Here is a 17,684-nt window from a genome sequence, read left to right on the forward strand (position 1 = left end):
GAGTGCGTCGTCCTGCTCGGCGATGAGCACCGGCGAGCCGCCCACGACGGTGCGCGCGGCGGCGAGAAGCTTCGGAGAATAAGGCTGGGTGCCGCTCAGCTCGGGCACAGTAAGCCCCGCGGTCATGGAGGTGGCCCACGTCCACTGGCCGTCGCGGAGGACGGCCAGGCGAGTGCCCTCGAGATCATGGACGCCGGTCTGGGCGTCGATGCGCAGCTGGACGGGGACATCGGGAAGCGGGGTGCCGGCACCGTCACGGTCGGCCGCGAAGTTATACTCCGCCGAGCTCACAGGCCCGAGCGCCTGCGCGAACGCGAGGTCTTGGGCTGCGGAGACGAAGAGTCCGTCGGCAAGCACATCGGCGAGCGTGGCAGGCGCGGGCAGCGGCATGGCGTGGAATGCTCCTTACAGAGGGTTAGGCCAACGGGGCCGCGACGGCGTCCTCGTAGGCGGAGATAAGGGACATCGTAGACTCTCGCCACGAGTATTTTTCTGCCTCGGCGCGCGCGGCGGCGCCCATTTCTGCGCGCGCCGTGGGATCGGTGAGGAGGTCGGCGATGGCTGCGGCCCAGGCGGCATCGGGAAGCTCGGGCTCAATGAGGCGGCCGGTGACGCCTTCGGTGATGACGAAGGGAATGCCGCCGGCGCGGGTGCCCACGACGGGCACGCCCGAGGCGAAGGACTCGAGCGCGACAAGGCCGAGCGTCTCCGTCTGGGAGGGGAAGACGAAGACGTCGCCGGAGGCGAAGGCGGCGGCGAGGTCCTCACCGGAGAGGTAGCCGGTGAAGACGGTGCCGTCGTCGAAGTGTTGCTTGAGCTCCTCGAGGTAGGGGCCTGCGCCGACGATGGCGAGGCGCGCGCTGGGGACTTTCTCGCGGACGCTTTGTGCGATGGCGGGGAGACGGTCCAAGTCCTTTTCCTTGGAGACGCGGCCGACGTAGACGAAGAGCGGGTCCTCGGGGTGGCCGTCGCTAAGCCGGTCGCGCATCTCACGTGTGGCCTTGGAGGGGTGGTAGCCGTGGGTGTCGACGGCCTTGGGCCACAGCCGGACGTTGCGGATGCCCAGGTCGCGAGCCTTGGTCACCATGGGGCCGGAGGTGCACAGGTTTACCGCAGCCTGGTTGTGGAGGTACTTCAGCGCGGCGACGGTGAGCGGCTTGGTCCAGCCGATGCCGAGGGCCTCGACGTATTCGGGCACGTTGGTGTGGAAGCTCGCGACGAGCGGGACGGCGTCGAGCTTCGCGGCAAAGACGCCCAGCGCCGCGGTCCAGATGGGGTTGACGGCGTGGATGACGTCGGGGTCGAAGGCGCGGATTTCCTTGAAGAAGCGCGCGGACGGGAGACCGAACTTGATTTCCGGGTAGACGGGCAGTGCGAGCGACGGGATGCGGTGGACCGGGAACCCCGCGAAGGTCGCGGGCGGGGTGCCGGGTGCGAAGATGGCGACCTCGTGGCCCAAGGCTGCGAGCTGCTCGATGGTACGGGTCAGTCGCGTGACCACGCCGTCGATTTTGGGGAGGAAGACCTCCGTGACGATGGCTACTCTCATGAAAGTTCGGGCACACCTGCGCGCTGGTTCTTCGTCCACAGGGACTGTGCGGGGATCTTGTCACGGTCGACGCGATCGGCGTAGCGCTGGGCGACTTCCTCGACTTCGTGGAGCAGGCCCTCGGCGAGCGTGGTGGGCTTAAGCCCCAGGGAGAGGAACGTGTCGTTGGAGACGAAGAGCTCGTTTTCCGCTGATTCCTTGCGCGGGTTGGGCACGTAGGCCACGGTTGCGCCGGAAATCTGCGCGACGAGCTCGGCCAGGTCGCGGACGCGGTGCGTTTCCGTCATCTGGTTGATGATCTTCACGCGCTCCCCGCGCGCCGGCGGGTTCTCGAGCGCGAGCTCGATGCAGCGGACCATGTCACGGATGTGGATAAATGCGCGGGTCTGGCCGCCCGTGCCGTGGACGGTGAGCGGGTAGCCGATGCCGGCCTGGATGAGGAAGCGGTTGAGCACCGTGCCGTAGTCGCCGTCGTAGTCGAAGCGGTTGATAAGGCGCTCGTCCCGCGCCGTCTGCTCGGTCCACGTGCCCCAGATAATGCCCTGGTGGAGGTCGGTGACGCGCAGCTCGTCGTTCTTCGCGTAGTAAGCAAAAAGGTGCTGGTCGAGCACCTTCGTCATGTGGTAGACGGAGCCCGGGTTGGAAGGGTAGAGGATGGACTGCTCGATGTTGCCGTGGTCATCCGTGTGGACCATGACGTCGAGGTAGCCTTCCGGAATCTTCATGCCCGCGGTGCCGTAGCCGTAGACGCCCATGGTGCCCAGGTGCACGACGTGGATATCGAGCCCGGACTCCACGATGGCCGCGAGCAAGTTGTGCGTCGCGTTGATGTTGTTATCCACCGTGTAGCGCTTCGTGCGTGAGTTCTTCATGGAGTACGGCGCGGCGCGTTGCTCGGCGAAGTGCACGACGGCATCGGGAGCCTCCGCGCGCAGGAAATCGAGCAGGGCGTCGTAGTCTTGCGCGACGTCGATATTGCGGAAGCCGATGGTCTTGCCGGTGACCTCGTACCAGGCGTCCAGGCGCTCCGCGATGGAGGCGATGGGGGTGAGCGATTCCGCGCCGAGTTCTTTATCGATGGCGCGGCGGGAGAGGTTGTCGATGATGGTGACGTCGTGTCCCCGGTCCGAGAGGTAGAGGGATGCGGGCCAGCCGCAGAATCCGTCGCCGCCCAGAATCGCGATCTTCACTGTGGTGTTCACTCCTCGCGCTCGTGCGCCCGCCGAGTTGCGGGGCCTTTGCACGACAATACCCCGGCCTTCCGCCCGCAATGGGGGGATCCGGGGTAAATACTTGGTGAACTAGGCGCGGAGCTTTCCGATGCCACGTACCACCCGCACGGCACGAGCGATCAGCGCCCGGCCCTGTTCAGGGGTGCGATCCGGGCCGAGCTCGTCGTAGATGTGCAAGGCATGGCCGATGCCCCCGGCGCCGGCCTGGAGGGCGACAAGGATATCGAACTCGTCCATACTGGGGAAGCGTTCCTGGAAGGCGGTGATGATGGGAGCCGCGGCGGCGCGGGCTGTCTCCTCGTCCGCGCCGAGGGCGCTGGGGCCTCGGTGCTGCATCTCCATGGCCTGACCGATGGCGAGCAGCGTGCTGAGCGAGTAGAGCTCAACGCCGTCGTCGGAGAGGGCATCGCCCAGCAAGCGCTCGAGGACGTCGAGCATGTCGAGGCCCGTGGGGAGCGCGCGGATATCCTCGGCGATGACGGCGAACGTGCCCGCGATGAAGTCGACGAGGGGCTCTTCCAGACTCGAGAAATAGTTGTGGAAGGTGCGGGGAGAAACGCCGGCGGCGTCCGCGACGGCGGCGACGGTAAGCGCGTCGAAGCCCTCGCGCAGCACGATATTAGCTGCCGACTCCGCGATGGCGGTGTGTGTCGCTTGCTTCTTCTTATCCCGCAGTCCGGTCACTAGTTCTTCACCTTCTCGCGCTGGCTGGCCTCGAGCGCCGCGCGGTCGCGGGAGAGGGCCTCGCCTTCGATATCCATGTTGGGAAGCAGCTTATCGAGCCACTTCGGGATCCACCAAGCCTTCTCGTCGAGGAGGAACATCGTGGCAGGGATGAGCATCATGCGGACGATGAAGGCGTCAATGAACACGCCCACGGCGAGCGCGAAGCCCATCGTCTTAATGAATGGCATGTCGATGAGCATGAACGCCGCGAAGACGGAGATCATGATGAGTGCTGCGGCCGTCACGGTGCGGGCGCCGTGCTTGAAACCGTTGGAGGTTGCGTTGCCCGCGGTCTTGCCGTGGACGAAGCCTTCGCGCATGCGGGTGACGAGGAAGACTTGGTAGTCCATGGCGAGGCCGAAGGTCAGGCCGATGAGCATGATGGGCAGGAAGGAAAGGATGGGCTGTGGGTCGTCGATGATGCCGAACATGCCCTTCTGGAAGATGGCGACGGTAATGCCGAAAGTCGCGGCCATGGAGAGGCCGAAGCCGGCGGCCGCGATGAGCGGCACCCAGATGGAGCGGAAGACGAGCAGCAGGACGAAGAACGCGAGGACCAGGACGATCGCGATATACGGAACGAGAACGCTATTGAGCTTCTCCGAGATGTCGTTGAAGATAGGCGTGATGCCCGTGACGCCATAGGTGCCGCCGGTGTTCTCCTCGAACTCGCCCTTGTAGTCGCGCAGGTGCTCGAGCGTGGTCGTCGTGGCCTCGTCCGTGGCGCCGGTGGTGGGGGTAATCATGATGCGGGCGGCATCGTTCGCCTCGTTCATGCCTGCGATCTGGGCGTTGACGCCGCCCTCGGTCGTAGCGAAGTCCTGCAGAAGCTCCTGGAGGGCCGGCATGCGGTCCTGCTCGGAGACGTTTGCGAGGTCGACGAAGGCGATCATCGGGGCGTTGCGGCCGGGGCCGAAGGCTTCTTCGGTCATCTCGTACGCGTTGCGCTGCGGTGAGCCGAGCTTGGCGGTGCCGTCGGTGGGCATCGCGAGCGTGAGGTTCGCAGCAGGGATGGCGAGGACGCCGAGCAGGACGACGCCCGCGACGAGGTGGAGGAACGGATGCGCGCGGATGCGGCGGACCCAGAGCAGCCCCATGGTCGGCTTCTCGTCCTCGGGATCCGGGACCTTGGGGCCGGGGACGCGGGCGNCCGCAAGATCGCCACGCTTGTGGTCGTGGGAGACTGGCTGGGCGTGCTTGCTGCGACGGCGCTCGTGTTCTTCATCTTTCTTGGCATCAAGGACCAGATCATCGCGGTCCTCGGCTCGCCCGTCGCAGGCATCGTGCTCATCGTCGTTGGCATACTCCTTGCGCTCGGCGCGTGGCGCTCGAAGGGCCAGTCGAGCCCGCTCGTGGAGAAACTTCTGGGCCCTCTGCGCACTCCGTCGTTGCTCACGGGGCTTGTCGGCTTCGCGATGGGCGTTATCCAATCGCTCACGTCCGTGCCGTTCTACTACGGCCTCATGCACTTGGCGGCGGGCGACCTCTCGGTGAATTCGCGGATCAGCGCGGGCCTGCTCTACGCCTGCTTAGCACTGAGCCTGCCCACGCTGTGCGGCCTGGGGCTCGCGATGGTGCGCCATTACCCGGACAGCCCAGCCGGGCGCATCTTCGCGGCTGCGCGCCGCAACTCGACCCAGGTCGCGCTGTACTCGGGCTACGCGGTCGCGGGCTTCCTCATCATCATGGGCGTGGTCTCGCTCTAGAACCAGACGTCCTCGAGTCGTAGGGACTCGGACTCGGGTGCTTGGCCGCGGGCGGTCTCCACGTAGCGCGCGGCGTGCGGGATAAACGCGGCGGATTCCTCGGGGCTCAGCTCGCGGCGGACCTTGGCGGGCACGCCAGCGGCGAGCGAGCGCGCCGGGATGTGCTGGCCCTCGAGGACCACGGCGCCACCGGCGATGAGCGAGCCGGTACCGATGCGCGAGCGCGAGAGCACGGTGGCCTGCATGCCCACGAGCGTGCCGGACTCGACGTGTGCGCCGTGGACCATCGCCATGTGGCCCACGGTCACGTCGTCTTCGAGGACGCAGTCTGCGTCGCGGTCGACGTGGAGTACGCAATTGTCCTGGATATTCGTGCGCGCGCCGATACGGATGGCGCCCACGTCGGCGCGCAGGACCGTGCCGTAGAAGACGGACGAATCGGGGCCGATTTCCACGTCGCCGATAATCGTGGCGTTCGGCGCGATAAACGCGCTGCGGTGGATGCGGGGACGGACGCCGTTGAAAGGAAGAATGAGCATGGTTTACTCCACGGAGATTGCGAGGGTTTCGGACAGTTCGTAGTCGCCCGGCTCGGCGCGCAGGGTCTCTAGGAGTGCGGCGCGCGTGTCCGGGTCGAGCGGGATGGCCCAGCCCTTCTTCGGGTCGCGGACGGGGACCTCGGGGCGCGGGGAGGGGGAGAAGAAGACGCGGGTGGGGGCATCGGCAAGCCAGGCAGGCTCGGCGGCGCGGGCGACCTCACGAAGCGCTGCGACGCCGGAAGGGTCGGTGACGACGATGAGCAAGGTTCCGGCGGTGTGGACCTCGAGGTGGCCGACCTCGACGACGGGCGCGCCAGCCTCGGGCGTGGCGAGGCGCGGGGCCTTGGGGCCGGTGAGCGAGCGGAGCGCGTCAAGTAATCCCATGTGAACATCGTAAGCAGCTGTGTACAGTAAAACAACGTGATTGATGCAAGAAATACCGCCCTGATTTTTGAAGGTGGCGGCATGCGTAACTCGTACACGGCGGCCTGCGTGGCCAAGCTCATCGAGGAAGACGTGCAGTTCGGCTGGGTGGGCGGCGTGTCCGCAGGAGCCTCGCACGCCGTGAACTATCTCTCGCACGATGCGTGGCGGGCGAAGGAATCTTTCGTGGACTTTGCCCATAACCCCAGCTTCGGCGGGGTGTCCTCGCTGCTGCGCGGCACGGGGTATTTCAATGCGGAGTATATTTATGAGCGCTCCTCGGATGAGGAACTGCCCTTCGACTTCGAAGCATTTCTGGCCAATCCGGCGGAGATGAATCTCGCGACGACGCGCGCGGATACAGGCGAGTCTGTCTACATTACGCGCGACGATATTTACGAGCAGTCGGATTTGAATATGTACGTGCGCGCGTCCTCGACGCTGCCGCTTATCATGCCGTTGCGTTTTATTGACGGCGTGCCGTATGTGGACGGCGCGCTGGGCGAGTCCGGCGGCATCTCCATCGACCAGGCGGAGAAGGCTGGCTACGAGAAGTTCCTTTTTGTGGGCACGCACCCGCGCGGCTACGTCCGACCGCAGGTTACACGCCGCCGCGCCGTGCGCCGCGTGCTGGGCCGGTACCCCGCGGTCGCGGAGGCGCTCATCCAACGTCCGGACCGGTATAACGCGTCGAAGGACCGGCTGCTGGAGCTGGAAAAGGAAGGCCGCGCGCAGCTGTTCTTCCCGGAGGATATGCAGGTCGCGTCGACGGAAAAGAACGTCGCCAAGCTGCGGGCGAACTTCGACGCGGGGCGCGCGCAGATGTACGCCGAGTGGCCCGCGTGGAAGGAATTCCTCACTTCCTAACCGAAAGGGTGGCGCAGGTCACGAAGGAACTGTACGATTTATTCTAAATTCGTACAGATTCTTCTTGGGAGGCCTTGTGACCCTGCAGGATACCGATATCGTCATCGTGGGCGCCGCGCGCACCCCCTTTGGCAAGCTGTTGGGCAGGCTTGCTGCACTGCCCGCCACCGACCTGGGCGCGCACGCCATCCGCGGCGCGCTTGAGCAGGCGCGCGTGGAGCCCGAGCTTGTCGATGCCGTCGTCTTCGGCCAGGTCCTCCAGGCCGGCGTTGGCCAGAATCCCACGAAGCAGGCCGCGCTCGCGGCCGGNACCATCGGCCGAAGCTCTACCTCTACGGTGAGTCGCTGGGCACCACCGGCGTCGAGGCCGCGTTCTCCGGCCTGCGCGACGTCGTCAACTCCGTGGATGGCATCCTGCTCACCGGCCCGCCGCATTTCAATCCGCTGCGTACGCAGTTTGTCACGCGCCGCGACCCCGGCTCGACGGAGACGGCGCCGGTCTACGCGGACGGCCTCGTGGTCCGCTTCGCCAACGACGAGGAACACGTGCGCCAGTGGGCGACCACGCGCGACCCAGGTTGGGGCCCGGCCCGCATGCTCTACGTCCAACACACCTCGGACCCTGTCGCGTGGTGGTCTTTTGACATGATTCTCCGTGAACCGGACTGGCTGAGCGAGCCTGCCCCGCCGGGCCATGAGCGCGAGATGACGTGGATGCCCTTCGTCAGCTTCCTCCAAGTGAGCGCGGACCTGCCCGTCGCGGCGCAGGCTCCCATCGGCTACGGCCATAATTACGGCGACTCGGTGCTCGCCGGATTCGCCGCCATCGGCGACGTCGACCTCACTCCCGCGCGGCTTACGGAGCTGGAGAACCAGCTCGTGTCTATCCGTGGCGATAACCCCAAATAGCGCCGGAGGTTATCCCGCGACCTCGGGCTTTCTCGGCCGGGTATTCGTGCGGTCCCTCGTCGCGGAGCACGGCGGCGACGCGGAGAACATGTGGGGCAGCGTCCTCAACGGCGCGGCCCTGCGCGAGACGCCCCTCTTCGTGGGCAACTCGCTGGGCGTCCCCGTTCGGTGACGACTTCAATGACAACTGGTTCGGCCAAGTCGGCCTGGAAATCCTGTCGAATATCGTCAGCAACTACTTCGTGTGCCACGCGCTGGCCGCGCACTCCTACGTCAATGTCGCGATCGAACTCTACGCCGGCTGGGAGTCCACTCGGCCCCGCCCTGGGGGTGGATTAACGTCACGAAGTGATAAACATCGGGGGTTCGCCTTTCCCAGGCGCGCGTGGCTGTGGCACGGTGGAGTGTATGACTTTGAAGCGTTCCACGTTCGTAGCCGTCTCCGCCGCCGCGGTGCTCAGCCTTGCTGGCACCGGCGTCGCCTCCGCCGCTCCGGCGCTGCCCGCCGGCTCCTCCCTTCCCACAGTTGAGCAGCTGTCCTCGCAGGTACCGCGCGTCGAGCTGCCTAACGAGGCCTATGACCTCGCCGATCAGTTCGGCGTTCAGCTCCCGGAGTTCCTCGCCCGTCCGGGCGTGTCGAACGCTGAGCTCAACCGCGTCTCCACCGACGTGACCGCCGCGACCGCCGCGCACCTGCGCAAGCAGGGCCACAAGGACGACACGAACGCTTAGAAGATCGCCCAGGAGTGGGCGAACCAGGCCAAGGACGGCAAGGTGAAATTCGAGGGTAACGCGGGCGACGGCACGACGCACCTGAACGAGGGCTCCGGCAACGTCTACAAGCTCACCCTCCAGGAGGCCAAGGACCGCCTCGCATGGCTCCAGCGCGATGTCCCGGTGCAGAAGTCTCCCAACGCGAAACCCTTCGGTGTAGCATCGGCGACCGACGGCGAGTTCGTGTACCTCGCCGAATACTTCTTTAACTAACGCGCCCTAAGGAGCTCCCATGATCCTCATTAACGTTTCTTTCCACGTCAAGCCGGAGTACAAGGACACCTTCCTCGACGAGGTGCAGTGGTACACGGATGCGTGCAACGCCGAGCCCGGCTGCCTGTTCTTCAAGTGGTACACCGACCCGCAAGATGACCAGCGCTTCTTCCTCATTGAAGGCTACGCTGACGGCACGGATGTCGACCACGTCAACACCGAGCACTTCAAGCGCAGCTGTGAGGAAATGCCCAAGTACCTGCTCGAGACCCCGGACATCATCAACACCAAGATCCCGGGCAAGACCGAGTGGGACAAGATGGCCGAATACAAGGCCGAGTAGCCCACCGCACCCCACGCCCGCGTCCGTCCCGGACGTGGGCGTTTCGCGTTTGAGCACGCGCTACGGCCGGAAGAACGCCTGGGAGTCCGGGAGATCCCACTTGGCATGCGTGCCCACGCGGATATCCACCTCGACGCCCTCCAAGCCTTCTGCAGTAAGGCGGCTTGTGAGGTTGAAAATGCTCCGCCCCACGGTCCGGTCGTCGATGACGAGGCACGTCCGGCAGATGTCCTCCAGCGTGCCCGCGATGAACGTAAAGAGCGTCTCGATGTCTTCATCGGGAACCTCGACCACCGAGTCCCGCGGAGTCCACACCATGATGTGCGCCTCCTGCGAAATGAGGTAGCGCTTGACGCTCTTCTTTAGCGTGCTGACGTTACGCTCGCGCGCGACCTCTTTGATAAGCGAGTCGATGACCTTCACCGAGTCGAGCATGAGCTCGACAGCGCTGCGGGATTCACCCAGGTAGTCGAGCGTCGAGCCGTACGTGTCATCCCACGCGCCTTCCAACGCGAGCCGGTAGATGTAGTCTTCCGCATCGGGGAAGTAGGCCAGCGGCGAGTCGGGGAGAGCGATGCGGTGCAGCTCGCCCGTCGCGGGCAGCGCGCCGGCGCACAAGCCGCCGATGCGCACCCCCTGCGCCGTCACCCGCACCTTCGGCGTCTCCTCCGTGCCGGGAGAAGGGTGCGATGATGGCGGCGCGAAGGTCACGCGTAGCGAGCTGAAGAGGTATTTCTCCGTGGCCCACTGCAGGTGGCGGTGGCCGCGTAGGCGCAGGTGTTCGCTCACGATGGACCGCACATCGCGGCTGAGCACACGCAGTAGTTCGACGGCATCGGCGCGGTGCGCGTCCGGGCACTCGACCGTGAAGGCGAGCTGTGCGCCGCGCTCGGCGATATAGCCAGCGATTTCCTCATCGTTGGCGCCGAGCAACGCGAATTCCTCGACGATGGCTCCCACGCACTCGTCGATGGCGCGCAGCGCCGCGTGGCGCACGCTCCGGTAGGGAGCCGTGCTGGGGAGCAGACGATTGAAACGGCGGTCCAGGTCGGCCAGAGCGACGGCGCCGCGGGGATTATTAGGCAGATAGGTATACGTAGACGAAGACAAGGGGGAATTCGCTTTCTTCCTCGCGCGCCGTAGGGAGGCGTGCAGTGAGGATCCGATGGGGTGGGCAGGGGCAGGCAAACGACGCAGCACGAAGCCGGTCGCGTGATCTCAGATACATGCAACCCCATTGCGGGCACGGGCGCGATCACGGCCACTCATGCACCCCATCGGGAAGGGGAGGACGCTCAACGCCGTTCTGGTCCAGCGTGAGGCGATGGTGCCCAGTATAGCGCCCCGCCCTCACCCGTGCCGCGGTTAAGCTCCGAGCCACTCCTCGAGCACCGTGAGCACGCCGTACTCCGTATTCGGCGGCGCAATCCGATCCGCGATCTCTTTGAGTCGGGGGTGCGCGTTCTCCATCGCCACGGCATACCCGGCTGCCTCCAACAACTCGTAGTCGTTGAGGAAGTCTCCGAACGCTGCGGTGTCTGCGACCGCAACACCGGTGGCATCGGCAAGCTGGCGCAAGCCCGCTCCCTTGTTGCCGTCAGGCGACATGATGTCGAGCCAGACCTGGCCCGACACCGCGACGCCCAGGTGACCCACCGTGCTCGCGAAGGTGGGGTAGAGGTGCTTCTCCGAGCCCCGGCCGCAGAACACGGCGACCTTGATGACGGGGTCCGTGACCGCGCGCAGGTCCTTGATGTACGTCACCGACTTGTAGTATTTCTCCAGCTCCGCCTGAGCCGCCTCGTCGAGAGAAGCTGGCACCACGTAGGCGGTCTCCGGCGTGCACAGCAGCAGCGTGTGCGCCACGGTAAGCGTGTCCGCTGCGTCGAGAATCTCCGCGACATCCGCGGGCGCAATCTCCGTCGTGGAGACCACCTGGCCCTTGTGCATGATGACCGTGCCATTCTCCGCGAGGAACGTGTCGCGGTCTGGGAACATTGCGCGCAGCGTCGCGAGCTGGCGGCCTGACGCTGGCGCGAGAATCATCCCCGCGGCCTCCGCGCGCGCCGCGACCTCCGGCCAGCGCGGCGGCAACGCCCCCGAACCGTCGAGCAGAGTGCCGTCCATGTCTAACGCGACGAGCCGGGGAGTGCGCATGAAGAAATCCTCGCAAACAAAGTAGTGATGTGAAACACTGGCTTACATGACTGTGACTAATGAACACGACGCGCCAGTGTTGCTTTCCGTTCGCCACCGTACCGGACTCATCGAACTCAACCGGCCTAAGGCCCTCAATTCGCTCAATCCTGAGATGATCGACATCATCACGAAGGCCCTGCGTATGTGGGGTCCGGACGACGATATCGATCAGGTCGTGGTCTTTTCCTCACACCCCAAGGCCTTCTGCGCCGGCGGCGACGTCCGCCACGCCCGTTCCGAGGTCCTCGAGGGCGGCGACCCGGATTCCTTCTTCGCGGCCGAGTACGCTCTGAACGCCGCGCTCTCCGAGTTCCCCAAGCCATACATTGCGGTCCTCGACGGCGTCGCGATGGGCGGCGGCCTGGGCATTTCGCTCCATGGCTCGCACCGCATCGTCACCGATAAGGCGTTTGCGTCTATGCCGGAGATGGCCATCGGCTACGTCACGGACGTGGGCGTGCCGTACATGTCCCAGCGCACCATGTCGCCGGCGCTCGCGAAGTTTTGGGGTGTGACCGGCTACCGCATGTACGCCGCGGACCTCCTCTACNGGCGATAACCTGCTTGACGGGTTCAAACAGTTTGTCGCTGGCGGGGAGCAAATTCAGGCACCGGCGCGTGCTGCGCATGTGGTTATTCGTCTCGATGAGCACGAGGAATACCTCAAGGGAGAAAAGCTCATTCGTGCCACGGATGGGACAGTGCGCCCGGCTCGTCTGCTTGCGCAGGAGAAGCTCGCGGAGGTCGGCTACGTCACGCTGGTGACCGATTGGGGTGAGCCGGTGGATTGTTTTAAGTCGACGCCGATCTTCAATGAGAAGCAAACGCTCATGGCGTTTGCGTTGCATCCGCAGTGTATTCATCCGGGTTGTGTGACGCCGGCGTTGTTGTGCGAGCGTGACCACTTTATCCCGCGGAACAAGGGCGGCGACACGAATGTCGCGAACCTTGTGCCGTTATGCCGGTTCCATAACGGGCGCAAGGCCGATGGTGATTCGTATACCCGTGATGCCGAGGGCAATTACTGGTACGTCACGCCGTATGGCAAGCGCCTACTCTGCACCGTGGACTAACAGCCGAAAGGAAACCCCAGCCAAGGCTGGGGTCATTCGGCATGCCGTTTTATACAGCGCACTGCGTCGAAGTGTTCTTGTCGTAATTCGAGTACTGCTGCAGCGCGTACTGGAACGCCAGCGCGTACTGGTCGGCGCCTTCGATTTCGGGGTGGACGCCGTCGGCGCGCAGGAGCGACGTGTTGGACTGTGCGTGCGTGCACCAGTCCGCGAGGTAGACGTTCTTGTGGTCCTTGGCCGCTTGGATGACCTCGGCGCGCGCGCCGGGCATCCAGTCCCGGTCGCCGTAGGGGACGGAGAGAACGATGGTGCGGTCGGGGCCGATGGCATCGATAAGCTCATCGAGCTGTCCGGGGAACGCCGCGCCATTCGTGCCGAAGCCGAGGAAGACTGTATCGCGCAGCTGGCCCGTACTCTTCAGCTCCTGGACGATTGGAATCGCCGCGGTGTAGTGACGCGAGACCGCCGCGTCGATGTAGAGACCAGGGAAACGGGTGTTGAGCGCGGCGCTCGAGGCGAGCATGACCGAGTCGCCGATGGCGGTTATCTCTGGGCCGCGCGGCATGGGGCGGGTCTTCTTAGCAGTCGTCGTGGGAGCGGCGGCCTCGGGAGCTGGCGTGCTTCCCGAGTTATTGAGCTGTTGCAGCTCTTCGAGGTCGCGTTCGAGCTGCGTCTTATCGCTCGACGTCACGACGCCGTAGACCACGCCTGCCAGCGACGCTACGACGAGCAGCGGCACGAGCGGCCACGCGACCTTCGCGAAGCCGTACCGCAGCTCGGCAAGGCCCGGGCGGGAGGCCCAGTACGTCGTCCACGCCTTCTTGTATCCGCCGCGACGGAACGGGTTTTCAATGAACTGGTACGAGATTTCCGCCAGGAGGAAGGACAGCGGTAACGCCACAAGCCCCCACACCCAGGCGTGCTCGCGCTTTGAGTCGAAGAGCGCGATGAGGATCATGATGAGCGGCCAGTGCCACAGGTAGAGCGAGAACGAGCGTTGGCCCAGCCACCGCATGACGGTCGTGCTGAAGAGCCACGTGAGCGGACGCGCGTCGCGCACGACACCCCAGAGCATGAGCGCTCCCAGCACGCTCGTAAGCATCAGCCCGCCGCGGTAGGTGAATTCCAGATCGTCTGTCATGAAAATGAGCTGCGCGAGGTACGCGAGCAACGCCAGCGGCGCGAGGACCTGCGCCGCGATAGCGCCTGCGCGGCGCGACGATGGCCAGGAGTCCGCCGCTGGGTCCGAGTGCGTCGACGTAATGATGAGCGACAGCGCCGCACCGATGAGCAAGCCAAACGCGTGCGTATCCGTGCCGTAGTAGACACGCGTCGGGTCCTCGCCTGGGGTGTAGATAAACCACATGGCGACCGCGGACGCCGCGGCCAGCACGACCGACACGATAATCGGCACGCGCCGCGGATACCGCCGCACGACGATAAACAGCCCCGCGATAAGCAGCGGCCAGATGAGATAGAACTGCTCCTCCACGGCGAGCGACCAGTAGTGCGCGAAGACCTGAATCTCGTTGTCCGCAAAGTAAGACTGGGAGGTGGCAATCTGCGTCCAGTTATTGACGAAGAAGAGCGTGCCCAGGAACTGCTCGCGAATCCCCACGGCCAGGTCGCCGCCAATCGCCGCGACAATCGCCGTACAGATCACCAGCACCGTCACGGCTGCCGGCAAAATGCGCCGGAAACGCCGGACCCAGAAATCCTTGAGACTAATGCGCCCCGTGACGCGGAACTCGCGCACGAGCAGCGACGTAATAAGGAAGCCCGACAGGACAAAGAACATGTCCACGCCCAGGTAGCCGCCGGGCAGCACATCGCCAAAGAAGTGATAAATGACCACAGCGAGTACCGCCAGGCCGCGCAGGCCGTCAAGACCCGGCACCAGACGCAGCCGGGCGCGCGCATTCTTTNCCGCCCGGGCGGCGCTGCGTTGTGCCGCCGAGGGAATGACAACTGGCATCGCGCGCTTGCGAGCCATGGGTCCAGCAGTTGCGGTTGCAGCAGCGGCCGCCGCGGCCGCGAGTGCTCCTGCCGTCTCGGCAGCGGGCTTGTCAGCTACGGGTTGCGATGCAGGCGTTTCAACTCGGGGCGCTGGGGAGGAGAGAATTCCCGACAAGCGCCNAAACCGTTGGAGGTTGCGTTGCCCGCGGTCTTGCCGTGGACGAAGCCTTCGCGCATGCGGGTGACGAGGAAGACTTGGTAGTCCATGGCGAGGCCGAAGGTCAGGCCGATGAGCATGATGGGCAGGAAGGAAAGGATGGGCTGTGGGTCGTCGATGATGCCGAACATGCCCTTCTGGAAGATGGCGACGGTAATGCCGAAAGTCGCGGCCATGGAGAGGCCGAAGCCGGCGGCCGCGATGAGCGGCACCCAGATGGAGCGGAAGACGAGCAGCAGGACGAAGAACGCGAGGACCAGGACGATCGCGATATACGGAACGAGAACGCTATTGAGCTTCTCCGAGATGTCGTTGAAGATAGGCGTGATGCCCGTGACGCCATAGGTGCCGCCGGTGTTCTCCTCGAACTCGCCCTTGTAGTCGCGCAGGTGCTCGAGCGTGGTCGTCGTGGCCTCGTCCGTGGCGCCGGTGGTGGGGGTAATCATGATGCGGGCGGCATCGTTCGCCTCGTTCATGCCTGCGATCTGGGCGTTGACGCCGCCCTCGGTCGTAGCGAAGTCCTGCAGAAGCTCCTGGAGGGCCGGCATGCGGTCCTGCTCGGAGACGTTTGCGAGGTCGACGAAGGCGATCATCGGGGCGTTGCGGCCGGGGCCGAAGGCTTCTTCGGTCATCTCGTACGCGTTGCGCTGCGGTGAGCCGAGCTTGGCGGTGCCGTCGGTGGGCATCGCGAGCGTGAGGTTCGCAGCAGGGATGGCGAGGACGCCGAGCAGGACGACGCCCGCGACGAGGTGGAGGAACGGATGCGCGCGGATGCGGCGGACCCAGAGCAGCCCCATGGTCGGCTTCTCGTCCTCGGGATCCGGGACCTTGGGGCCGGGGACGCGGGCGGCGAAGATTTTTGTGCCAAGCAGGCCGAGCAGCGCCGGGATGAACGTGAGCGCGACGAGTACGGCGATGACGACGGTCACGGCGGCGGCAATGGCCATCGTGGACAGGAACGGGATGCCGATGATGGTGAGCGCGGCGAGTGCAATGACCACCGTCGTGCCGGCGAAAACGACGGAGGAGCCGGCGGTGCCGAGCGCCATGCCCATGGAGTGGGCGCGGGTGGCCTTGTCCATCTTCTTCAGTTCCGCGGCGAGTTCCTTGGGGCTCAAGTCGTTGAGGCCGGAGGAGGTGATGAGCTCGTTGCGGAAGCGCGCGACGATAAACAACGCGTAGTCGATGCCGACGGCGAGGCCGATCATGGACGCGAGCATGGGCGTCATGTCGGAGACGGAGTCGGTGAAGATCGTGGCGAGCTGGACGCCGAGGAGCCCCACGCCCACGCCGATGACGGCGGAGATGAGCGGCATGCCTGCGGCGACGAAGGAGCCGAAGGTGATGAGCAGGACGATGGCGGCGACGATGAGGCCGAGGATCTCGGACGTGCCGTTCATCTCGTCCGCGCCGCTAAAGGCGTTGCCGCCGTAGGCGACGGTGAGGTCGCCCTCGTCAGCGTGGGTGAGTACGTCGGTGACGGCGGACTTCTCTTCCGTGGGAATCTCGGTGATGGTGTCCGCGTCGAAGGTAATCGACAGCGTGCCGGTGCGCTTATCGGCGCTCAGCGGCGAAATGGCGGCGAGGTTCGCGTCGATCTGCTCCTGCGGCATGCCCTGGGCCGAGAGCTGCTCGGTCATCTGCTTCTGCATGCCGGCGGCCGCCATGACGGGGCTCACGAGAGCGTCTGTGTTCTTCAGCGCGCCGGTGTCCTTGAGATCAGCGACGAGCTCGTCGACTTCGGCGGCGACGTCCGGGTCGGCGAGGGTCTTACCCTCCGGTGCCTCGATGATGACATTGGCGGTCGGCGCGTCCATGGACTCGCCGCTGTCGCCGAAGCGTTCGTTCATCTGCTCCATCGTCACGGTGGAGTCCATGTCCGGCATGGAGAAGGAGGGGTTGGGGGACTTCGCGAAGCCGGCTGCCAGGCCGCCCATCGCGATGAGGAGTACCAGCCAGAAGGCTAAAAAGGGCCACACCTTGCGGTACGACCACGAGCCAACGCGGTAGAGGAATTTCGACATGTAATTCTTTCTCTCGATAACAGTGCATGACCCGTGCGACGTCACAGCCGCGGAGATACGTGCATACCCTACGCAATTTTGCGGAGATGGTGCAAATTTAACGGTTAAAGTTGCGCGCCGGCGGTGGGCTAGACTGTCCCGCATGCTCCATGCCGTCCTTTATGCCCTCCTTGACTCCGTGAATGCGCTGCTCATCGGCATCCTCGTCGCGATTGGCATCATGCTGCCGCGCGGGATGTACCGCAAGATCGCCACGCTTGTGGTCGTGGGAGACTGGCTGGGCGTGCTTGCTGCGACGGCGCTCGTGTTCTTCATCTTTCTTGGCATCAAGGACCAGATCATCGCGGTCCTCGGCTCGCCCGTCGCAGGCATCGTGCTCATCGTCGTTGGCATACTCCTTGCGCTCGGCGCGTGGCGCTCGAAGGGCCAGTCGAGCCCGCTCGTGGAGAAACTTCTGGGCCCTCTGCGCACTCCGTCGTTGCTCACGGGGCTTGTCGGCTTCGCGATGGGCGTTATCCAATCGCTCACGTCCGTGCCGTTCTACTACGGCCTCATGCACTTGGCGGCGGGCGACCTCTCGGTGAATTCGCGGATCAGCGCGGGCCTGCTCTACGCCTGCTTAGCACTGAGCCTGCCCACGCTGTGCGGCCTGGGGCTCGCGATGGTGCGCCATTACCCGGACAGCCCAGCCGGGCGCATCTTCGCGGCTGCGCGCCGCAACTCGACCCAGGTCGCGCTGTACTCGGGCTACGCGGTCGCGGGCTTCCTCATCATCATGGGCGTGGTCTCGCTCTAGAACCAGACGTCCTCGAGTCGTAGGGACTCGGACTCGGGTGCTTGGCCGCGGGCGGTCTCCACGTAGCGCGCGGCGTGCGGGATAAACGCGGCGGATTCCTCGGGGCTCAGCTCGCGGCGGACCTTGGCGGGCACGCCA

At 65.1% G+C, this 17,684-nt stretch carries 17 protein-coding genes and 6 pseudogenes; 11 read left to right on the forward strand and 12 right to left on the reverse strand.

Annotated elements, in window-relative coordinates; translation table 11 throughout:
* The 5 genes and pseudogenes from BN9444_RS14715 to BN9444_RS05455 form a co-directional block, all read right to left on the reverse strand.
* A pseudogene (locus BN9444_RS14715) lies at window positions 1–390 on the reverse strand (DUF6882 domain-containing protein); the annotation flags it as partial.
* A 25-nt stretch (window positions 391–415) separates the two neighbouring features.
* Window positions 416–1,549 (reverse strand): glycosyltransferase family 4 protein, encoded by a 1,134-nt coding sequence (locus tag BN9444_RS05440; protein ID WP_066487383.1) that lies wholly within the window; start codon window positions 1,547–1,549, stop codon window positions 416–418.
* Window positions 1,546–2,739 carry an NAD-dependent epimerase/dehydratase family protein gene (locus BN9444_RS05445; RefSeq protein ID WP_068801558.1) on the reverse strand — a complete coding sequence of 398 codons (1,194 nt, stop codon included), beginning with the start codon at window positions 2,737–2,739 and terminating at the stop codon, window positions 1,546–1,548. The genes BN9444_RS05440 and BN9444_RS05445 overlap by 4 nt, the downstream gene beginning before the upstream one ends.
* 111 nt (window positions 2,740–2,850) lie before the next feature.
* Window positions 2,851–3,465 (reverse strand): TetR family transcriptional regulator, encoded by a 615-nt coding sequence (locus BN9444_RS05450; RefSeq protein WP_066487397.1) that lies wholly within the window; start codon window positions 3,463–3,465, stop codon window positions 2,851–2,853.
* A pseudogene (locus BN9444_RS05455) lies at window positions 3,465–4,652 on the reverse strand (MMPL family transporter); the annotation flags it as partial. The pseudogene BN9444_RS05455 and the gene BN9444_RS05450, both read right to left, overlap by 1 nt.
* Before the next feature lie 30 nt (window positions 4,653–4,682).
* Between BN9444_RS05455 and BN9444_RS14720 the strand changes: the two are divergent.
* Window positions 4,683–5,213 (forward strand): hypothetical protein, encoded by a 531-nt coding sequence (locus BN9444_RS14720; protein WP_199872875.1) that lies wholly within the window; start codon window positions 4,683–4,685, stop codon window positions 5,211–5,213.
* Here BN9444_RS14720 and BN9444_RS05465 read toward each other — a convergent pair.
* Together BN9444_RS05465 and BN9444_RS05470 are read right to left on the reverse strand one after the other, a co-directional pair.
* Window positions 5,210–5,752 (reverse strand): gamma carbonic anhydrase family protein, encoded by a 543-nt coding sequence (locus BN9444_RS05465; RefSeq protein ID WP_066487413.1) that lies wholly within the window; start codon window positions 5,750–5,752, stop codon window positions 5,210–5,212. The two genes, BN9444_RS14720 and BN9444_RS05465, sit on opposite strands and share 4 nt — an antisense overlap.
* Before the next feature lie 3 nt (window positions 5,753–5,755).
* Window positions 5,756–6,136, reverse strand: a complete 381-nt coding sequence (locus BN9444_RS05470) for a hypothetical protein (RefSeq protein ID WP_066487416.1) — start codon at window positions 6,134–6,136, stop codon at window positions 5,756–5,758.
* 36 nt (window positions 6,137–6,172) lie between these two features.
* Between BN9444_RS05470 and BN9444_RS05475 the strand changes: the two genes are divergently transcribed.
* From BN9444_RS05475 to BN9444_RS05490, 7 genes and pseudogenes are all read left to right on the forward strand, one after another.
* Window positions 6,173–7,042 carry a patatin-like phospholipase family protein gene (locus BN9444_RS05475; protein ID WP_066511857.1) on the forward strand — a complete coding sequence of 290 codons (870 nt, stop codon included), beginning with the start codon at window positions 6,173–6,175 and terminating at the stop codon, window positions 7,040–7,042.
* 106 nt (window positions 7,043–7,148) lie between these two features.
* A pseudogene (locus BN9444_RS14170) lies at window positions 7,149–7,328 on the forward strand (thiolase family protein); the annotation flags it as partial.
* A gap of 59 nt (window positions 7,329–7,387) precedes the next feature.
* On the forward strand, window positions 7,388–7,951 hold the full coding sequence (locus BN9444_RS14175) for an alpha/beta-hydrolase family protein (protein WP_233423603.1): 564 nt from the start codon (window positions 7,388–7,390) through the stop codon (window positions 7,949–7,951).
* A 46-nt stretch (window positions 7,952–7,997) separates the two neighbouring features.
* The gene (locus BN9444_RS15360; protein WP_255356849.1) at window positions 7,998–8,123 is read left to right on the forward strand and encodes a hypothetical protein; all 126 of its coding nucleotides are present in this window, start codon (window positions 7,998–8,000) and stop codon (window positions 8,121–8,123) included.
* Window positions 8,124–8,359: 236 nt separating this feature from the next.
* On the forward strand, window positions 8,360–8,683 hold the full coding sequence (locus BN9444_RS15095; RefSeq protein ID WP_233423550.1) for a hypothetical protein: 324 nt from the start codon (window positions 8,360–8,362) through the stop codon (window positions 8,681–8,683).
* A 42-nt stretch (window positions 8,684–8,725) separates the two neighbouring features.
* Entirely contained in the window at window positions 8,726–8,938 is a 213-nt protein-coding gene (locus BN9444_RS15100; protein WP_233423551.1) for a hypothetical protein, read from the forward strand.
* Between the two features lie 19 nt (window positions 8,939–8,957).
* Window positions 8,958–9,281, forward strand: coding sequence for a putative quinol monooxygenase (locus BN9444_RS05490; protein ID WP_066487938.1), 324 nt, complete (start codon window positions 8,958–8,960; stop codon window positions 9,279–9,281).
* Between the two features lie 60 nt (window positions 9,282–9,341).
* On the opposite strand, the gene BN9444_RS05495 is transcribed toward BN9444_RS05490, so the two are convergent.
* Both BN9444_RS05495 and BN9444_RS05500 read right to left on the reverse strand, forming a co-directional pair.
* A complete protein-coding gene (locus tag BN9444_RS05495; protein ID WP_068801560.1) occupies window positions 9,342–10,391 on the reverse strand; it encodes a hypothetical protein in 1,050 nt (349 codons plus the stop codon).
* Window positions 10,392–10,646: 255 nt separating this feature from the next.
* Entirely contained in the window at window positions 10,647–11,438 is a 792-nt protein-coding gene (locus BN9444_RS05500; protein ID WP_066510578.1) for an HAD family hydrolase, read from the reverse strand.
* 46 nt (window positions 11,439–11,484) lie between these two features.
* Here BN9444_RS05500 and BN9444_RS05505 point away from each other — a divergent pair.
* Window positions 11,485–12,030: pseudogene (locus BN9444_RS05505) on the forward strand (enoyl-CoA hydratase/isomerase family protein); the annotation flags it as partial.
* A gap of 79 nt (window positions 12,031–12,109) precedes the next feature.
* A complete protein-coding gene (locus tag BN9444_RS05510) occupies window positions 12,110–12,553 on the forward strand; it encodes an HNH endonuclease signature motif containing protein (RefSeq protein WP_068801562.1) in 444 nt (147 codons plus the stop codon).
* Between the two features lie 49 nt (window positions 12,554–12,602).
* On the opposite strand, the gene BN9444_RS14180 is transcribed toward BN9444_RS05510, so the two are convergent.
* Window positions 12,603–14,546, reverse strand: a complete 1,944-nt coding sequence (locus BN9444_RS14180) for an acyltransferase family protein (protein WP_141681499.1) — start codon at window positions 14,544–14,546, stop codon at window positions 12,603–12,605.
* 146 nt (window positions 14,547–14,692) lie between these two features.
* A pseudogene (locus BN9444_RS14185) lies at window positions 14,693–16,750 on the reverse strand (MMPL family transporter); the annotation flags it as partial.
* Between the two features lie 142 nt (window positions 16,751–16,892).
* Between BN9444_RS14185 and BN9444_RS05525 the strand changes: the two are divergent.
* Entirely contained in the window at window positions 16,893–17,546 is a 654-nt protein-coding gene (locus tag BN9444_RS05525; protein WP_066487410.1) for a hypothetical protein, read from the forward strand.
* On the opposite strand, the pseudogene BN9444_RS14190 reads toward BN9444_RS05525, so the two are convergent.
* A pseudogene (locus tag BN9444_RS14190) lies at window positions 17,543–17,684 on the reverse strand (gamma carbonic anhydrase family protein); the annotation flags it as partial. The gene BN9444_RS05525 and the pseudogene BN9444_RS14190 overlap by 4 nt on opposite strands.

Source organism: Corynebacterium phoceense, assembly GCF_900092335.1.
GTDB classification, from domain to species: domain Bacteria; phylum Actinomycetota; class Actinomycetes; order Mycobacteriales; family Mycobacteriaceae; genus Corynebacterium; species Corynebacterium phoceense.

Excerpts from the sequence above, each read along its gene's own strand:
- BN9444_RS05525 (WP_066487410.1), top strand. The coding sequence starts at position 16,893 with ATGCTCCATGCCGTCCTTTATGCCCTCCTTGACTCCGTGAATGCGCTG.
- BN9444_RS05500 (WP_066510578.1), bottom strand. The coding sequence starts at position 11,438 with ATGCGCACTCCCCGGCTCGTCGCGTTAGACATGGACGGCACTCTGCTC.
- BN9444_RS05490 (WP_066487938.1), top strand. The coding sequence starts at position 8,958 with ATGATCCTCATTAACGTTTCTTTCCACGTCAAGCCGGAGTACAAGGAC.
- BN9444_RS05440 (WP_066487383.1), bottom strand. The coding sequence starts at position 1,549 with ATGAGAGTAGCCATCGTCACGGAGGTCTTCCTCCCCAAAATCGACGGC.
- BN9444_RS15095 (WP_233423550.1), top strand. The coding sequence starts at position 8,360 with ATGACTTTGAAGCGTTCCACGTTCGTAGCCGTCTCCGCCGCCGCGGTG.
- BN9444_RS05465 (WP_066487413.1), bottom strand. The coding sequence starts at position 5,752 with ATGCTCATTCTTCCTTTCAACGGCGTCCGTCCCCGCATCCACCGCAGC.
- BN9444_RS05470 (WP_066487416.1), bottom strand. The coding sequence starts at position 6,136 with ATGGGATTACTTGACGCGCTCCGCTCGCTCACCGGCCCCAAGGCCCCG.